This window comes from Pseudoalteromonas sp. Z9A4, from assembly GCF_011378845.1.
GTDB lineage: Bacteria > Pseudomonadota > Gammaproteobacteria > Enterobacterales > Alteromonadaceae > Pseudoalteromonas > Pseudoalteromonas arctica.
The window spans coordinates 17631-33545 of record NZ_WTLA01000037.1; the positions used below are offsets into that span (position 1 = coordinate 17631).

The window sequence follows — 15915 nt, forward strand, 5'->3', positions numbered from 1 at the left end:
TAGGTCTCTTGCGTAATAAACACTCAAACAAACAATCGCTTATTGATTTTTAAAAAAATACACGTACTATTGCATACAAATCGGTATGTGGCGCAGCTTGGTAGCGCACTGTCATGGGGTGGCAGGGGTCGAGAGTTCGAATCTCTCCATACCGACCAATTAATTCCTCTTTATTTCAAATTGTTATAAATTAAACTCTCTTCTTTATCGCACAATTAAATTAGTGCTTTTAAATATATATCGCACATTTATCGCACAACACATACCTTAAATTATTTTATACTTTTAAGGTATAAAAGGGGGGGATATATAGGAAGACAGCTAATGGCCCCCTTATAAACCAGCTTTATCATTATTTTAAAAAATAAACACATTTAACTTGTCTCCATGTTTTTCAAATTGTAATTTTAATCTAAAAGTACATTAGAGAATGTTATGCACATCAATCAAAAAAGAAAAACCACTTCACACTTATTATTTGATGAAATTATTTGATGAAATTATTTGTGCAATTGTGTTTGGCTCAATACCCTGTCTTTTAGTACTACAATTTTCAGGTGTAGAAGGCCTAGTTAGCTTTTTCGAAGGGATTACTCCCCCTGACTATCTAATATACTACTTTCTTCTACTGACTATTTTGCATAGTGTTGTTTGGGCTATTTCTAAATACAGCTTGTCTTTATCCGATTGTACTAGAACGTTTAAATACAGATTACATGCACTTTCATATCAAGTTGGTTTTAATCTAGTAGGTTTTTATCGAGCTATAGCAGGTTCACTCCCTTTCATTGCAATACCTATATTAATTTATGATTCGACAAGAGATAGCACCCTTAAAGCTATATTTATGCTTTTATTTTCAATTGCTAGTTTACTAGTCGCCTACTGGCTAACATATTGGCAGCAAAAGACCGCACCAAGAATTAAAGAGTTTTGATTTATGCTTAAGCGAACAAAAAGTTTGAAACTTAAGGCAACAACTAACTTGAAAAATGCCGGACACCTGTGAATTGGAAATTAAAAGAAGATAGGCAGCTTTGAGTGGTTGAACTCACAGCACTTAGCTGAACTTCGCCAAAGAGCTACAAGCAAACATTGAGTTAATCGATTTTAATAATTAGCTTTTAACTAAATTTAAATAAACTTTAAAGCTGGTAGTTTGATTGTTTGAACTGACCTCTATATCTCCACCGTTTGCTTGCGCTAGAGCTTTAACTATTGCAAGCCCTAAACCTGCTCCGTCGCTGTGTCGTTGCCGCGACTTATCAGGTCGATAAAAGCGGTCAAATAAATAAGGTAAATGCTCAGAAGGTATTCTCTCCCCTGTATTAATCACTGAAATGCATATTTTTTCAGCGGTGGTCATTTCACTGTTTACAGTGATTGATGAGCCTTTTGGGGCGTATCTAATTGCATTGGATAGTAAGTTTGATAATAATTGGCGAAAGTGTAATTTGTCACAATAAAAACAAAGGTTTTGACCTTTTTTATTAAATGCAATCAATGAGTCTTCAGCCAAAGCGTCAAAATACTCAAATAACACTTCAATTTCATCATGGCTTTTTAGAGTGTTTTGAACGGGTTTAATTAGCCCATTTTGAGTTTTTGCGAGCCAAAGCATATCACTAACCATTTTAGTTAATCGCTCAAGTTCTTCTAAGTTAGAAAACAATAATTCTTGATACTCTTCCAACTGCCTTTTTTTAGATAATCCAACCTGTGTTTGAGTAACTATATTTGTGAGTGGAGTTCGTAGTTCATGAGCAATATCACTAGAAAAATTTGATAAGCGAATAAATTCACCCTGGAGCCTGTCGAGCATTGAGTTAAACGACTGCACCATATTAACAAGCTCAATAGGCACTTTATTTTCATCGAGCCTTACATCCATTTTATTAGTTTGGATATCGTGTATTTTCTGACTTAAACCTCGTAAAGGGTTTAATCCTTGATGTATAGCAAACCAAGCCACCAATAAAATGAGTACCGCTGAGCCAAACATAATAACCCAAAGGCTTTGCTGAAATTGATTGAGAAAGTGTAAATGAAAGCTCATGTCTATCGCTGTAGTAATTTTGTATTGCTGTTGCCCAGTACTTAAATTACTCACCAGAGCTCGGTAGGTGTGGGTATCATTTTGCCATGAGGTAATGTTGTTACGGTTAAAGCCAGTTGAAGCCTTAGCACTCATTACAAAATCACTAAAATCTCGTTCAGAGCTTTGAAAAATGAGATCTCCTTTTGCGGTATTTACCTGATAGTAAACACCGTGATGACCCGCTACAGCGTTAGATAATTCATTTTTAAGTTTCAGGTTTGATTTATAGTGTTGTGTTAAAACTAATTCAATAGATTGATTAATAACATGCAGTTCACTACTATCTTGCTGGAAAAAATGATGTTTTATCGAACTATTTATTAAGGTGGCAACTAAAGTTAAGCACGCAATAACGGTTACAGCCACAAACAACACAACACGCATCGTAAGTGATAAAGGCCGTGACTTAATAGCCATCAGTTTCAACCTCTAATTTATAGCCCATACCACGAACTGTATGAATTAATTTAACAGTAAAGTCATCATCAACTTTTGCTCTTAGCCTACGAATGGCAACATCAATCACATTGGTGTCGCTATCAAAATTCATATCCCATACTTGAGAAGCAATTAACGAACGTGGCAGTACTTCACCTTCGCGCCGTAACAATAGTTCAAGTAAGCTAAACTCTTTATTACTCAATAAAATACGCTTGCCTGCACGTTGTATTTTTCGCTTTGGAATATCCATTTCTAAATCAGCAACTATCAGTATATCGTCAACTGTTTGTACTGCACCACGGCGAATAAGAGTGCGTACTCTTGCTAAAACTTCAGCAAAAGCAAAAGGCTTTATTAAATAGTCATCAGCACCAAGTTCGAGCCCCTTTACTCTATCGTCTATGCTATCGCGAGCAGATAAAAATAGTACTGGGGTTTTGTTATCTGCTTCACGTAGCGACTGTAAAATTTTCCAACCGGATACGTCAGGTAACATGACATCAAGTATTATTACATCAAATAATTCGGTCATTGCTAGGTGATGACCGTCAAGACCATTGCGCGCCAAAGAAACCTGAAAACCAGCTTCACTTAGTCCCTGTTTTAAATAATCTCCCGTTTTTGCTTCATCTTCAACAACTAATAAGCGCATACAATTCCTTCATTAAAGTCCTAACAACTACCTCTGCAAATATTATGCAGTATCTGTCACTACAGCAACATGACACCAAGATTACAACTTTGTAATGTTCGCGTCATGTTGAAGACAGGTCTATTTTCTATACTCAATACATATTCTGCTATGAAGGAGTAAGGAAATGGGGTTTAAAAAGTCATCACAACAGGTTAGCACACCACGAAGACGATTTGTTCAAGGCTTAATTGCAGGAGGTGTACTTGCTGCTTTTCCGAGTGTATTACATGCTGCATCATCTTTAGTAGCAGGAACAATAACAGGCACTGTACCCGAACTTAGCGGCGAAGTAATTGATCTGGTTATAGATGAATCGCCGGTTAACTTTACTGGCGTAGTACGTATGGCGACAACTATCAATGGATCTATACCCGCTCCTACCTTGCGCCTCAAAGAAGGCGATGACGTTACTATTAGAGTAACAAATAAGTTATCAGTACCGAGTTCAATTCATTGGCATGGCATTATTTTACCGTATCAAATGGATGGCGTACCAGGTATCAGCTTTAAAGGCATTATGCCGGGCGAAACCTTTGTTTATAAATTTAAACTGCAACAAAGCGGTACATATTGGTATCACTCACATAGCGGCTTTCAAGAAATGACAGGCATGTACGGTGCATTAATTATTGAACCGCGAGAAAACGATATTATTAGTGCAAATAACGAGCATGTTATTCAATTATCTGATTGGACTGATGATGACCCAATGGCGCTGTTCCGTAAATTAAAAGTACAGAGTGATGTATTTAACTTCAATCAACCCACTGTCCCAGAGTTTTTCGATGACGTTTCAAGCAGCAGTATTTCAAATGCTCTACAGCGCCGAAAAATGTGGAATCAGATGCGAATGAATCCTACAGATTTAGCTGATTTATCTGCATCAGCAATGACTTTTTTAATGAACGGTAGTACTCCAATGGCAAACTGGCGTGGATTATTTAAAGTCGGTGAAAAGCTTAGGTTAAGGTTTATTAATGGCTCTAGTAATAGCTTTTTTGACGTGCGTATCCCCGAGTTAAAACTAACGGTTGTACAAGCAGATGGGCAAAACGTTGAACCAGTGACAGTTGATGAATTTAGATTCGGCCCTGGTGAAACCTACGACGTAATTGTTGAGCCTAAAAATGATGCCTATACGATTTTTGCTCAAAGTATGGATCGCTCTGGTTACGCAAAAGGAACTTTATCAAGCTCGCCTAATATTGATGCGCCAGTACCTGCACTTGACCCTGTTGAATGGTTAACGATGACCGATATGATGGGCAATATGACCCACGGCGGTGAGCATTCTGCAATGGCTGGTATGGCAGGCATGTCAGATATGAACTCTAAAGAAATGGATCATAGCGCTATGGGGCACGGTGCAATGGCGATGGATCATAGCAAACATGGTATGTCTGAAAACCCATTAGCGGTTGCCAGCTCTAAAGTGCGTCATGCAAAAACGGAGTATGGAGCTTCAGTTGATATGCGCGTTGATATGCCGAGAACAAATCTTGATGATCCTGGTATTGGTTTACGTAAAAATGGTCGTCGTGTTTTAACACTTGCAGATTTACACTCACTTGAAGGGATCACTAACCAGCAAGAGCCAGAAGCTGAAATTGAGCTGCATTTAACCGGAAACATGGAGCGTTATAGCTGGTCATTTGATGGCTTAGAATTTGGTAAAAGCACGCCAGTGCATATGAAGCATAACCAACGTTTAAGAGTTATTTTACAAAACGATACCATGATGACGCACCCTATGCATTTGCATGGTATGTGGAGTGATTTAGAAAACGAGCAAGGTGATGTGCAAGTGCGACGTCATACGATACCTGTTCAACCCGCACAAAGAATCAGCTTTTTAACCACCCCTCACGATGTAGGTCGCTGGGCTTGGCATTGCCATTTATTATTCCATATGGATGCCGGTATGTTTAGAGAGGTAGTCGTATCATGAAACAATTAAAACTATCTAAATCATTAGGTTTATTAATGTTAACAGGGGCTTCATTAATTAGTTTCCCTTTATTAGCGCAAAGTGAAATGGCACAAATGAATAGCGCTAAGATGCAACCACAAGGAGGAAGTGCACCTAAAGATGCAAGAGACCCCCATGCTTACTCTGCGGGAACAACTTTAACAGAAGGCCCATATGCGCTTGAGGGCAATGAGCGATTAACACTCGCTGATGAGCATCCATTTTACGCATTACTAGGCGATCGTCTTGAATATAACGAGCAAGCAAACGCAGGTGTATTTGACTTACAAGCATGGTACGGCACTACCTTTGATCGATTGGTAATTAAAACCGAGGGTGATTTCAGCGAAGGAAGTATTGAAGAAAACCAAACCGATATTTTATGGGGTCACGCCGTATCAGCATATTGGGATACTCAAGCAGGTGTTCGTCTTGATTACAATAAAGAAGGTGAAAATCGGCAATGGTTGGCTTTTGGCTTACAAGGTTTAGCCCCTTATTGGTTTGAACTTGATATGACAGCATACGTAGGTGAGCGAGGCAATACCGCATTTACGTTAGAGGCAGAGTACGAACTATTACTCACGCAAAAGCTAATTATACAACCGCGAGCCGAAATTACACTTTATGGCAAAAACGATAAACAAAACGAACTTGGAAGTGGCCTATCAAGCAGCGCGATTGGCTTTAGGGTTCGTTATGAATTTACACGCCAGTTTGCGCCCTATATTGGCGTTGAATGGAGCAATAAATTTGGCAATACCGCCGACTATGCCACATCAAGTGGACAAAGTAGCAACAACACCGCATTTGTTGCGGGTATTAAATTTTGGTTTTAATCATTTTAAATAAGAGGTAATTATGAAGTTTTTTAATTCTGCAGTAGCTATTTTAGGTTTAGTACTTACATTTTCCGCATCAGCGCATATATCACTCAAGCAATCAACACCTGCGCAAGAAGCCATGTTAATGAAAAGCCCAGAGCAACTTTCGTTAACTTTTGGTGGTGAAGTAAGGCTAGCAAAAGTCATCATCAAAGATGAAAAAAATAAATCAATAAACTTTGATTTCAAACCAAGCTCTACCCCAAGCACAGACTTTAGTTGGTCATTACCGAGCCTAGCCCAAGGCACTTACACGGTTAAATGGACAGCACTCGGTGGTGATGGACATAAAATGACCGACACGTTTAGATTTATGGTACACAAAAGTGAATCGCACAAGATGATGCAAGAACAATCTAATACCCACAGCAAACATAACCATTAAGTAGCAACATAATGCAATTAAGTGAATGGTCAGTACTCTTACTATTATTAAAACTAGCAAGCTATATCGCAATTGCAGGGCTTGCGGGCACTTTATTAATACGCTTTATGTGTGGCAACAGCAATGTTGCAGGGCATCACTTAATTAGCTTTTATCAGTTATTAAAACGTTGGCAAATTACGTGTGTAGTTACAGGTAGTATTGCTGCACTTTTACAAGTACCAATAGAAGCTGGAGCAATGGCTGAATCAGGCTTTATGGGAATGTTTGACCCCTTTATGCTTGAAATTGTTTGGCAATCAGTCATAGGTGACCAAGCAACGTTTAGAATACCAGCGCTTATTATTGCTCTAATTAGCGCATGTATGTGGAATGTGAAATCAGATGATAACGTAGCAGGTTATAAAAACGGTGCCGTTATACTAATCATGCTTGGGTTTATCGCTTATAGCTTCACTTTTACTGGGCACAGTGCAAATGAAAATGAGTTAGTGAAAAGTATTTTAACCTTTCACCTTATTGCCATTGCGAGCTGGTTAGGGTCATTGTGGCCGCTTTACAAAAGCTGCACTTTACTACCTACCAGTGAAGTAAAGCGGTTAATGCATTACTTTGGTCAACTCGCTATTGTTATTGTATTTGTACTACTTATTTCGGGCTTAACTCTGCTCCTGCAGTACCTAGAGTCATTTTCTGCATTGTTTACATCAAATTATGGGCAACTAATTTTATTAAAGCTGTTACTCGTCAGCGCGATGCTGTTACTAGGTGCATGGCATAAGCTTTTTTTAGTCCCGCAAATCACTCAACAACACCATATAAGTATATTAAAACGCTCGATCACTGTTGAAATATTAATTGCCCTATTTGTACTTATTACAACAAGTGTATTTACAACACTTGTTGGTCCGCCTATTTAACGATTAATAAAAAAGGAAAATGTATGTTAATTAAATCCTCTAATTTAAAAATTTTATTGCTACTAATTTTTAGCGCTGTTAGTTCTTTTGCTGTGAACGCACACACCCATGAAGAGCACACAAAAAAAGGCTGGGTCTTTGTTAATGTTGATAGCGAAGCTGCAAAGGCAGTTAGCTTATTTCATGCATCCCTAAAACAAGGCGATGCCAAAGGTGCCCGTAAATTACTGGCCGACGATGTCGTCATTTTTGAAGGCGGAATTGTTGAGCGTTCTGCAGATGAATACGCGAACCATCATATGATAGCGGATATGAAATTCTTAAGTGCAGTTGATAGTGAACTGCTAGAGCATCAAGTTCACACAAATGGAGACATAGCTTACTCAATTTCAAGAAGTAAAACTCAAGGAAAGTATAAAGGGAAAGATATTAAGTCTACGGGAATGGAATCAATCACATTAAAAAACACCGATAAAGGTTGGAAAATCACTCATATTCACTGGTCTAATTAAGGAGTTAACAATGCGAGTAATCTACATTACCTCAGCGTTTTTTTTATCATTAACTATGTCATTTTCGGCAATGAGTATCGAAAAACAGCATAAAACATCAATAATCTATGAAAATTCAGAAAAACCTGAAATTGAGCTTACCGTTTATAAAAGTAAAAATTGTGGATGTTGTAATAAGTGGATTGCTCATTTGAGTGAAAACAATATTCAAACAAAAGCAATTAACGTTAATGACATGGGGTCGATTAAATCTCAGTATCAAATAAAACCTAATATGCGCTCATGCCATACAGCCGTGTCAGCCGATGGATTTGTATTTGAAGGTCATGTTCCCGTTAAACATATAAAACAGTTTTTATCTGGGCAACACGCTCCGCACATTACAGGCTTAAGTGTACCAGCCATGCCTATTGGCACTCCCGGAATGGAAATGGAGGGTATATTTCACAAATATAATATTGAACTACTCACTGACAACTCAAATGAATAAACCTACAGATACATAAGTAAATCCAGCGAGCAATTTTAGCCTAACGGCATAATTTTTGATTTAATTGTTAAATACCCATTTTACACAACAGGAAACACTGATTTGTGAGCTTGATAGTGTAAAAATTACTCACATGTAAAAACAAAATACAAAACTTTTAAGGAGCAATACAATGTCACACTATTCAAAATTTTTTTTAATGATAGCAACATCCACAATAACCATGTTTGTATTGATGTATTTGAACACCTACCAACTTAGTCATGTTTATTTTAGTGAAACTCGTACTTATATGGCGCTTTATATGGGAGCCACGATGGCAGTGATAATGCTACTTTTCATGCTCAATATGTATAAAGATAAAAAGAAAAATATAACAGTACTCATTGCTAGTGTTGCCGTATTTGCAGGAAGTTTATTTTTAGTTCGCTCACAAGTGACTGTTGATGATAGCTCATGGATGTCGGCGATGATCCCACATCATTCAATTGCCATACTCACCAGTGACAGGGCAAAAATCAAAGATAAACGCGTTCAAAAGCTAGCTACAAATATAATTGAAGCCCAAGAGCGAGAAATAAAAGAAATGCAATGGCTCCTAAAAGATATAGAGCAAAACGGCATTGCACAAACCAATGCTCAAGCACAATTAAGAGCTGTTCCAGATTTCAATTCAAATAAATAAATAAACCGCATAACATAAGGAGTAAAGCATGAGTAAATCAGCCCAACTTTTTAGAATGGCAACAGATGAGCATATTTGTCCGTTTGGTTTAAAATCAAAAGACCTACTAGAGCGAGAGGGATATACAGTTGATGATCAGCTTTTAACTTCTCGAGAGCAAACAGATGAATTTAAAAAACAACACAGTGTAGAAACTACACCTCAAGCATTTATTGATAATAAACGTATAGGTGGCTACGACGATTTACGTGATTACTTTAATAAGCCACAAGCAGCCCAAGAAGGTACAACTTACACGCCCGTGATTGCGATTTTTTCGGTTAGTTTTTTGCTTAGTGTGGCATTTAGTTTTGCATCGGATAATAGCTTATTATCAATGCAAACCGCTGAACTGTTTGTAGCCCTAACAATGGCAGTGTTAGCAATACAAAAGCTTCAAGACTTATTTAGCTTTACTAATTCATTTATAACCTATGACTTAGTCGCTATGAAAGTAGTCAGGTACGCTTATGTTTACCCATTTTTAGAAGCATTTGTTGGCATTGGAATGATAGCCGGATTACCAGCCTATATTATTGCCCCTATTTCATTATTCATAGGTGGGGTTGGTGCTGTTTCAGTGATAAAAGCAGTCTATATAGATAAACGAGAGTTAAAATGTGCGTGTGTAGGCGGTGACAGTAACGTACCACTAGGGTTTATCTCTCTAACAGAAAACTTATTTATGATAGCTGCCGGTATTTGGATGTTTGTTAGGTAAATAACAGCTTTAATTTAAAAATATGATGACGAGCTTATTTATAGCACGAACCAGACTCAGTAGTTGAGTCTGGTTCTGCCTGAACTTAAAACGCCATCAATTTGCTCTGGCTTCTCTAAGGTATCTTGAAGTTACAACGAGACTAAAGTTTTTTATTAATTGCATGATTTAAAAAAGCACTAGCCCTCTAACTTTATTAAATAGATCTAATCTAAATTTGATTCCAGGATTCTTTTGGCAATAAATTTTTAATCATCCTAGTGTTTAAGAATTTATAAATTTAATTTATAAATTTTGTGAAATTTTTTCTAGTCCGCTTAGAGCGAATAGCGGTCATTGTGATTGGCTAAATATAATAGTTAATTAGTCAAATTGCTGTTTGCTCACATATACAAGTAAACGTGGTACGCGTAGACATTTACGCGGCTCGCGTACCGTCAAATTGTTACCCCCCTCATTACCTCCACAAACCGATATAATGAGGTAAATATATCAATTAGAAAAAAACGATTTTAATTGGCGAGTTTAGTGTACTCCAGTTTTTTATTGATCTTTAAGCTTAGCACGCTACAAAGCGGTGCGGGGATGAGTGATAGCCAGCCAGGTATTGAGGCGCTAGTTACATTAAGTTGTTCGAGGCGGAGGGTGGACTATATTTATTTAGTCAAGACGATTGAGGCATCTACTTAATAATTGGCTATAAAAAACATCTTATTCTTTTTTATTGACTACAATGAAGCAGCAAAGGGAAATATATAATAATCGAGAGTATTCAATATTATGTGATTCTCCTTCTTTAGAAATCAGCTTGAAAGGAGCAATTTATGCGTTTATTTTCACTTTTTATTGTCATAACCGGTTCTATAGTGACCTCATTTATTGCCATTATTTTTCTTTTAACATTCCTATCGGATGATACTCAAAGGAGTAGCTTTAGCCATACAATTTACCTAGATGAAGAAAGTGGGAAGATGTATTTTCCTGTAGTAAATAAACTAATGCGTAATTTAAATGAAATATTTAATGTGGACTATACAGCAGATGATTTAAGCAATGAGTATAAGCAAAAACTACTCTAATGCTTTTTCTATATGAATGAGCTCAAAATTGAACCAACTGAGTCAAATAGAATTCATTATCTAAAATCCTGCGAACCTAAGTTTCAAACTAAACCCTAGTGCTTTTACTCGCTGAAAAACACGTGCCTCAAGGTATGTTATAAATACAATCAATTATTATTAGATAATGACTCTTAAGTAAGTGGAATTTGATGCTTTATGCGATTAAGAAGACAACTTACTTTAGAGTCTTAACTTTCAATTAGTCTCTGTAAAAATGCATTTTATTAGCTCAGCTACTGTAATAGTATCATGTTGCTTATTTGATTCTCGTAAACCAAATAGAGAAATGAAGTTTTAGTGATTTATTTTAATAGCTTAGTCTATTCCTACCTAACTGTTTAGATATATATAATTTATCATCCGCGACTTTTAGTATTTCAGTTTCCCCCTTTAAGCCTCTCAACGTTGCAATTCCTGCACTGACAGTCAGGTGTTTAAAATTAGAACCACTGTGAGGGATATTCAGTGCACTAATATTTTTTATTACATCTTCGGTTACTAAAATACTTCCCTCTAAATCGGTAGATGGAAGAACTATAACAAACTCTTCTCCTCCAAAGCGAATCACGACGTCGCGAGGTCTTTTTAATGTTTTTTGTATTGTTTGTGCGACAATCTTTAGTGCTTTATCACCTTCTAGGTGGCCATATATGTCGTTAAACTGTTTGAAAAAGTCAATATCTATGAAAATGAGAGCGTAATCTTCATTCATTCTTTTTGCGTTCAGAGCAACTTTTTCAATATGCGTATCAAAATAACGTCTATTGAATACTCCTGTTAAGCTATCTAAAAATACCAAATTAGTTAACTTGTCTCGTTGTAACTTAATCGTCAGATGAGTTTTCACTCGATTAAATACTGTTTTTTTTGTAAAGGGTTTTTGAATAAAATCAACTCCACCTACATCCCAACAGGTATCTTCATTTTCATGTGATGACGTTATAAAAATAATGGGAACATTGCTAATTTCAGGAAGGCTTTTAAGGTATTTACACGTTTCTATTCCGCCCATCCCATCCATTACTATATCCAGTAAAATTAAATCAGGGGTATGGTTTTCGCACCACTTTATGGCTGCTTCACCACTTTCAACAGATTCAACTTTAAAGTGGTTTGAGAGTATTCTTTTCAGTAATAGAACATTTAAAGGCTGATCTTCAACAACTAGCACTTTGGACTCGAACAACTCAATTATTAAGTTTTCATTATTACCAACGCTTTGAGTATTTAATCCCAAAATTATCTCCCTTCCTATAGTCGATCTTGATACTAAAGCTGCAGTAAATCACCAGCTCTAGTTTTTGTTTTTTATCAATAACTTAAAGCGTAATAAGAGTAGAATATTGCATGATTTTAAGCAAGCACTGAAGTCATGGAATTAGTTGTTTGTGACTAATCATTTGAAATTAATTAATCCTAAAGTACAGTTCAATGCTTGGCGTAATCTATATTATAGTTGACTGAATTTTGGCCTATAAGCATAATTTTATGCCTGTGGTAAAAACGACGGCTGGGCAGAATCTATTTAAAATTTTCCCTCTTGCGTATCTATATATGAAACGCAGTGCTACTTTCAACTAAGGTTACTATATTAGAATTAAATTACATTTAAAAATAAGCTTGATTTGTATGATACTTTTGGAGGGCTTAACCTTGACTGATAATTTTAAAATACTGGATGATTTAACTAAAGAGATAAATGAAGGGGCTGGTTATCACAATTTACCAATAGAGCTTTTAATGACTCCTGATTTTATTAAAACACACTCTTGCTTCACTGATTTTGAATGCCTATTGCTTTCAAGTCGCTTGAAAGATAAATACACGACTAATTCAGACTTGTATTCTAGTGCTGAATGGGAGCTTTTTATTAGTAAAAATACAAACGTCAATTCATGGAGAGAGTTGCGAATTAAAGCTGCTATCATATATGTAAAATCAAGATTACCTCATCAGTTATAATCTCCAGAGCAAAGATACTTACTTAAAAATACCACTCTATAACAAGCCTTCGAAATCCTTTTCCATTTTCATTGCTAGTTGATTGAATTTTGGACATGTCAATGATGCACCTTAGATGTGAAATATCTTTATATTTTAGTGATATACATTTCAATATTTAAAGAGCACATCTATACTGTTTTACATGTGCTTATACAAAAGTATTGGGAATGAATGTGCCTGGTAATATAAAAAATTTAGAATCAGAAAACAGAAAGCTAAAACAAACTATTGTTGAACTATCTAAAGAAAGAGATAAATATAAAAAAATCTTTGATGTTTCAGCAGATGCACTTTCAATTATTGATTTAACCTCTAGCAAGTTTATAGAGTGTAATCAATCCGCTATTGATATGCACAGCGTACAAAGCAATGCTAACTTCCTTAACCTTAGCCCTTCTGATTTATCACCTAAGTACCAACCCTGCGGCAGACTCTCTAAAGAAATGGCTAGAGAGTATATAGAAAATACTGTTGTATATGGCTCACAAATCTTCCAGTGGACACACTCTCGCTTAGATGGAACTACTTTCCCTTGCTTGGTGTCGTTAACCTCCTTATCTATTGGTGACAGTCAGTTAATCTTGGCTGTTGGTCGAGATATATCAGACCTAGCAAAAACTCAAGAAAAGCTGAGCACCGAGTATTCAGAAAGAAAACGTTTTGAAAAAGCTTATTTAGGTGAAAAAGAGAAATTTGAAAAATTTGTAGATTTAGCACCTATCGGTATCGTAATAAACGCAATAACTAATGGTAAATTTGAATTTACCAACCAAGAATTCGAAAAAATTACTGGGTATAGTGCCGAAGAACTTAACCAAATGGATTATTGGCAACTCACCCCGAAAAAATACGCAGAGCAGGAGCAAGAGCAATTGGACTCTCTCTCTGAGTACGGTTATTACGGCCCATATCAAAAAGAGTACATTCACAAAAATGGTGAAGTATATCCTGTACTACTTTCGGGTATAAAAATTACAGACAGTAAAGGACAAGTATTCATTTGGTCTGTTGTACAAGACATTTCATATCAAAAAAATAGTGAGCAACAACTACAAGTAGCTAAAGACAAAGCCGATCTATTTGCACTACGTATGCAGTTAGCTAATGATTCAGCAGGAATTGGTGTTTGGGAGTGGGATTTAAAAACAGGAGTGCTAATGTGGGATAACTGGATGTACAAATTACATGGCATTACAGAATCTCAGTTTTCTGGTGCATATGATGCATGGATAAATATTGTGCATCCTGACGACATTGAAAACACTAAAAACCAGTTAGAAGCCGCTATTAGTGGCAATGGTTCATATGATCCTGAATTTCGTGTTGTTCATCCGGATGGCAACATAAGAACGATGAAAGCAAGCGCCGAAATATTAAGAGATTCACGCGGCGAAGCAATTAAGGTGGTAGGCGTAAACTACGATGTTACAGAGCGAGCTGATGCATTACGCGTTTTGTCAGAAGCAAAATTAGCCGCTGAAAATGCTGTAAAGGCAAAAAGTGACTTTTTGGCCAATATGAGTCATGAAATACGCACGCCAATGAATGCGATTCTAGGCGCTCTACAATTACTGAAAAACACTAACTTATCTACCGAATTGAGTACAGTACTTAAAAATGCATCCTTCTCAGCCCATAGTCTCTTAATCATAATAAACGATATTTTAGATTATTCGAAAATAGAGTCGAATAAATTACAAATTGAAAGTGTCCAGTTTTCATTAACCGAAGTCTTGGAGTCAGTAAAGTATGATCTAGACTCTTTAGTTAGTGGAAAGCGAATTCAGTTTCTCGTTAATAAGGGGAAAAGCTACAACGAATACTGGATAGGTGACTTAGTTAGGGTTAAGCAAATTATATTAAATTTAGCGACAAATGCAGTCAAGTTCACAGAAAAAGGAAGTGTTCAAATAAACGTTAGCAGCCAACTCTATCAGGATAAACAAGCTATTAAGATTGAAATTATCGACTCCGGTATCGGTATGAGTAAAGAGGCTGTTGAGCATATTTTTGAGCGCTTTACTCAAGCTGATACCTCTACAACGAGAAAGTACGGTGGAACTGGGCTAGGTATGTCCATCACAATCAGCTTAATTGAAGTGATGGGGGGTAAAATGGATATTCAAAGTGCATTAGGACGAGGCACAACGATAAGCCTTATTCTGCCTTTAGATCAAGTTGATTTTGCACCTGTTAATAAGGCAAAAAAAGCATTATCCGCCCCTAACTTAGAAGGTAAAAAAATATTAGTTGCAGAAGATAATAACATTAATAAAGTGCTAATAGAGGCAATGCTTAAACGAACTAATGCAAACGTTACAATTGTTGAAAATGGTCTACTGGCTGTTGAAGCGGTCCAATGCAACAAATTCGACTTAGTATTAATGGATATACACATGCCTATAATGGATGGTATTGAGGCCCAACAACAAATACAATCTTTAGATCCAAGCCTTACTGTAATGGCACTTACAGCAAATGTTATGGAAACAGATGTAGAAAACTACTATCGTAAGGGTTTTACCGCACATATTGCAAAGCCGATAGACATAAATAAATTGTATGGAACTCTGAAGCATTATTTCAATAGTTAAGAGTCTGATATTTTGCATTATTTAAATGCATTTGGGTCATTTATGCTTTTAAAGAAATTTAACTGAAGTAGGTTTATTGGCACGTGCCAGACCCTAACTTCGAGTCTGGCTTAGGTTCAAATTTAAGCATCGATCTGTTCTGATACTTCTAACGCATCATCAACTTCTATTCCCAAGTACCTGACAGTGCTCTCTAGTTTTCTATGGCCAAGTAGAAGCTGACAGGCTCTTAAATTTTTAGTTTTTTTGTAAATTAGTGATGGTTTGGTATGTAGTGGTCAATAAAATTTGGCCACAGTTTTGGAATCTTGATATCTAACCTCAGATTCATTTGGCGCTAAACCGGCATTATAATGAT

Annotated in this window: 15 protein-coding genes, 1 tRNA gene and 1 pseudogene; 13 read left to right on the forward strand and 4 right to left on the reverse strand. The window is 36.5% G+C overall.

Annotation, left to right across the window (positions count from 1 at the left end):
* Positions 1-81: 81 nt before the first annotated feature.
* Together GQR54_RS18120 and GQR54_RS18125 are read left to right on the forward strand one after the other, a co-directional pair.
* Positions 82-158: transfer RNA gene (locus GQR54_RS18120), tRNA-Pro, on the forward strand.
* A gap of 272 nt (positions 159-430) precedes the next feature.
* The gene (locus GQR54_RS18125) at positions 431-937 is read left to right on the forward strand and encodes a hypothetical protein (protein WP_166379443.1); all 507 of its coding nucleotides are present in this window, start codon (positions 431-433) and stop codon (positions 935-937) included.
* 180 nt (positions 938-1117) lie between these two features.
* On the opposite strand, the gene GQR54_RS18130 is transcribed toward GQR54_RS18125, so the two are convergent.
* Positions 1118-2515: a heavy metal sensor histidine kinase gene (locus GQR54_RS18130; RefSeq protein WP_166379445.1), complete on the reverse strand. Its 1398-nt coding sequence runs from the start codon at positions 2513-2515 to the stop codon at positions 1118-1120.
* The gene (locus GQR54_RS18135) at positions 2505-3191 is read right to left on the reverse strand and encodes a heavy metal response regulator transcription factor (protein WP_002963239.1); all 687 of its coding nucleotides are present in this window, start codon (positions 3189-3191) and stop codon (positions 2505-2507) included. Before GQR54_RS18135 ends, GQR54_RS18130 begins: the two co-directional genes overlap by 11 nt.
* Positions 3192-3357: 166 nt before the next feature.
* Between GQR54_RS18135 and GQR54_RS18140 the strand changes: the two genes are divergently transcribed.
* The 9 genes from GQR54_RS18140 to GQR54_RS18180 all read left to right on the forward strand — a co-directional run bounded on the left by GQR54_RS18140 (position 3358) and on the right by GQR54_RS18180 (position 10917).
* Positions 3358-5181 carry a copper resistance system multicopper oxidase gene (locus GQR54_RS18140; RefSeq protein WP_002963238.1) on the forward strand — a complete coding sequence of 608 codons (1824 nt, stop codon included), beginning with the start codon at positions 3358-3360 and terminating at the stop codon, positions 5179-5181.
* A complete protein-coding gene (locus tag GQR54_RS18145) occupies positions 5178-6041 on the forward strand; it encodes a copper resistance protein B (protein ID WP_010554095.1) in 864 nt (287 codons plus the stop codon). Before GQR54_RS18140 ends, GQR54_RS18145 begins: the two co-directional genes overlap by 4 nt.
* Before the next feature lie 22 nt (positions 6042-6063).
* Positions 6064-6471: a copper resistance CopC family protein gene (locus tag GQR54_RS18150; RefSeq protein ID WP_010554094.1), complete on the forward strand. Its 408-nt coding sequence runs from the start codon at positions 6064-6066 to the stop codon at positions 6469-6471.
* 11 nt (positions 6472-6482) lie between these two features.
* Positions 6483-7391, forward strand: a complete 909-nt coding sequence (locus GQR54_RS18155) for a CopD family protein (protein WP_166379447.1) — start codon at positions 6483-6485, stop codon at positions 7389-7391.
* 23 nt (positions 7392-7414) lie between these two features.
* Positions 7415-7903: a nuclear transport factor 2 family protein gene (locus tag GQR54_RS18160; RefSeq protein WP_165723891.1), complete on the forward strand. Its 489-nt coding sequence runs from the start codon at positions 7415-7417 to the stop codon at positions 7901-7903.
* Between the two features lie 10 nt (positions 7904-7913).
* On the forward strand, positions 7914-8393 hold the full coding sequence (locus GQR54_RS18165; RefSeq protein WP_166379449.1) for a DUF411 domain-containing protein: 480 nt from the start codon (positions 7914-7916) through the stop codon (positions 8391-8393).
* A gap of 172 nt (positions 8394-8565) precedes the next feature.
* Positions 8566-9078, forward strand: coding sequence for a DUF305 domain-containing protein (locus tag GQR54_RS18170; RefSeq protein WP_010388415.1), 513 nt, complete (start codon positions 8566-8568; stop codon positions 9076-9078).
* Positions 9079-9106: 28 nt separating this feature from the next.
* Complete coding sequence (locus GQR54_RS18175; RefSeq protein WP_002963060.1) at positions 9107-9838, forward strand: MauE/DoxX family redox-associated membrane protein; 732 nt, start codon at positions 9107-9109, stop codon at positions 9836-9838.
* Positions 9839-10662: 824 nt separating this feature from the next.
* A complete protein-coding gene (locus tag GQR54_RS18180; protein ID WP_166379451.1) occupies positions 10663-10917 on the forward strand; it encodes a hypothetical protein in 255 nt (84 codons plus the stop codon).
* A 349-nt stretch (positions 10918-11266) separates the two neighbouring features.
* On the opposite strand, the gene GQR54_RS18185 is transcribed toward GQR54_RS18180, so the two are convergent.
* Entirely contained in the window at positions 11267-12196 is a 930-nt protein-coding gene (locus GQR54_RS18185; protein WP_165741888.1) for a diguanylate cyclase, read from the reverse strand.
* Between the two features lie 416 nt (positions 12197-12612).
* Between GQR54_RS18185 and GQR54_RS18190 the strand changes: the two genes are divergently transcribed.
* Together GQR54_RS18190 and GQR54_RS18195 are read left to right on the forward strand one after the other, a co-directional pair.
* On the forward strand, positions 12613-12921 hold the full coding sequence (locus GQR54_RS18190) for a hypothetical protein (protein WP_139016263.1): 309 nt from the start codon (positions 12613-12615) through the stop codon (positions 12919-12921).
* Between the two features lie 215 nt (positions 12922-13136).
* Positions 13137-15557, forward strand: a complete 2421-nt coding sequence (locus GQR54_RS18195) for a PAS domain S-box protein (protein ID WP_166379453.1) — start codon at positions 13137-13139, stop codon at positions 15555-15557.
* Between the two features lie 122 nt (positions 15558-15679).
* Here the strand turns inward: GQR54_RS18195 and GQR54_RS19500 are convergent.
* A pseudogene (locus GQR54_RS19500) lies at positions 15680-15826 on the reverse strand (integrase); the annotation flags it as partial.
* Between the last annotated feature and the right edge of the window lie 89 nt (positions 15827-15915).

Bases quoted from the DNA above. Each gene is read 5' to 3' on its own strand.
- GQR54_RS18170 (WP_010388415.1), top strand. From the start codon at position 8,566: ATGTCACACTATTCAAAATTTTTTTTAATGATAGCAACATCCACAATA.
- GQR54_RS18140 (WP_002963238.1), top strand. From the start codon at position 3,358: ATGGGGTTTAAAAAGTCATCACAACAGGTTAGCACACCACGAAGACGA.
- GQR54_RS18155 (WP_166379447.1), top strand. From the start codon at position 6,483: ATGCAATTAAGTGAATGGTCAGTACTCTTACTATTATTAAAACTAGCA.
- GQR54_RS18165 (WP_166379449.1), top strand. From the start codon at position 7,914: ATGCGAGTAATCTACATTACCTCAGCGTTTTTTTTATCATTAACTATG.
- GQR54_RS18125 (WP_166379443.1), top strand. From the start codon at position 431: ATGTTATGCACATCAATCAAAAAAGAAAAACCACTTCACACTTATTAT.
- GQR54_RS18180 (WP_166379451.1), top strand. From the start codon at position 10,663: ATGCGTTTATTTTCACTTTTTATTGTCATAACCGGTTCTATAGTGACC.
- GQR54_RS18175 (WP_002963060.1), top strand. From the start codon at position 9,107: ATGAGTAAATCAGCCCAACTTTTTAGAATGGCAACAGATGAGCATATT.
- GQR54_RS18150 (WP_010554094.1), top strand. From the start codon at position 6,064: ATGAAGTTTTTTAATTCTGCAGTAGCTATTTTAGGTTTAGTACTTACA.
- GQR54_RS18160 (WP_165723891.1), top strand. From the start codon at position 7,415: ATGTTAATTAAATCCTCTAATTTAAAAATTTTATTGCTACTAATTTTT.
- GQR54_RS18130 (WP_166379445.1), bottom strand. From the start codon at position 2,515: ATGGCTATTAAGTCACGGCCTTTATCACTTACGATGCGTGTTGTGTTG.
- GQR54_RS18135 (WP_002963239.1), bottom strand. From the start codon at position 3,191: ATGCGCTTATTAGTTGTTGAAGATGAAGCAAAAACGGGAGATTATTTA.
- GQR54_RS18145 (WP_010554095.1), top strand. From the start codon at position 5,178: ATGAAACAATTAAAACTATCTAAATCATTAGGTTTATTAATGTTAACA.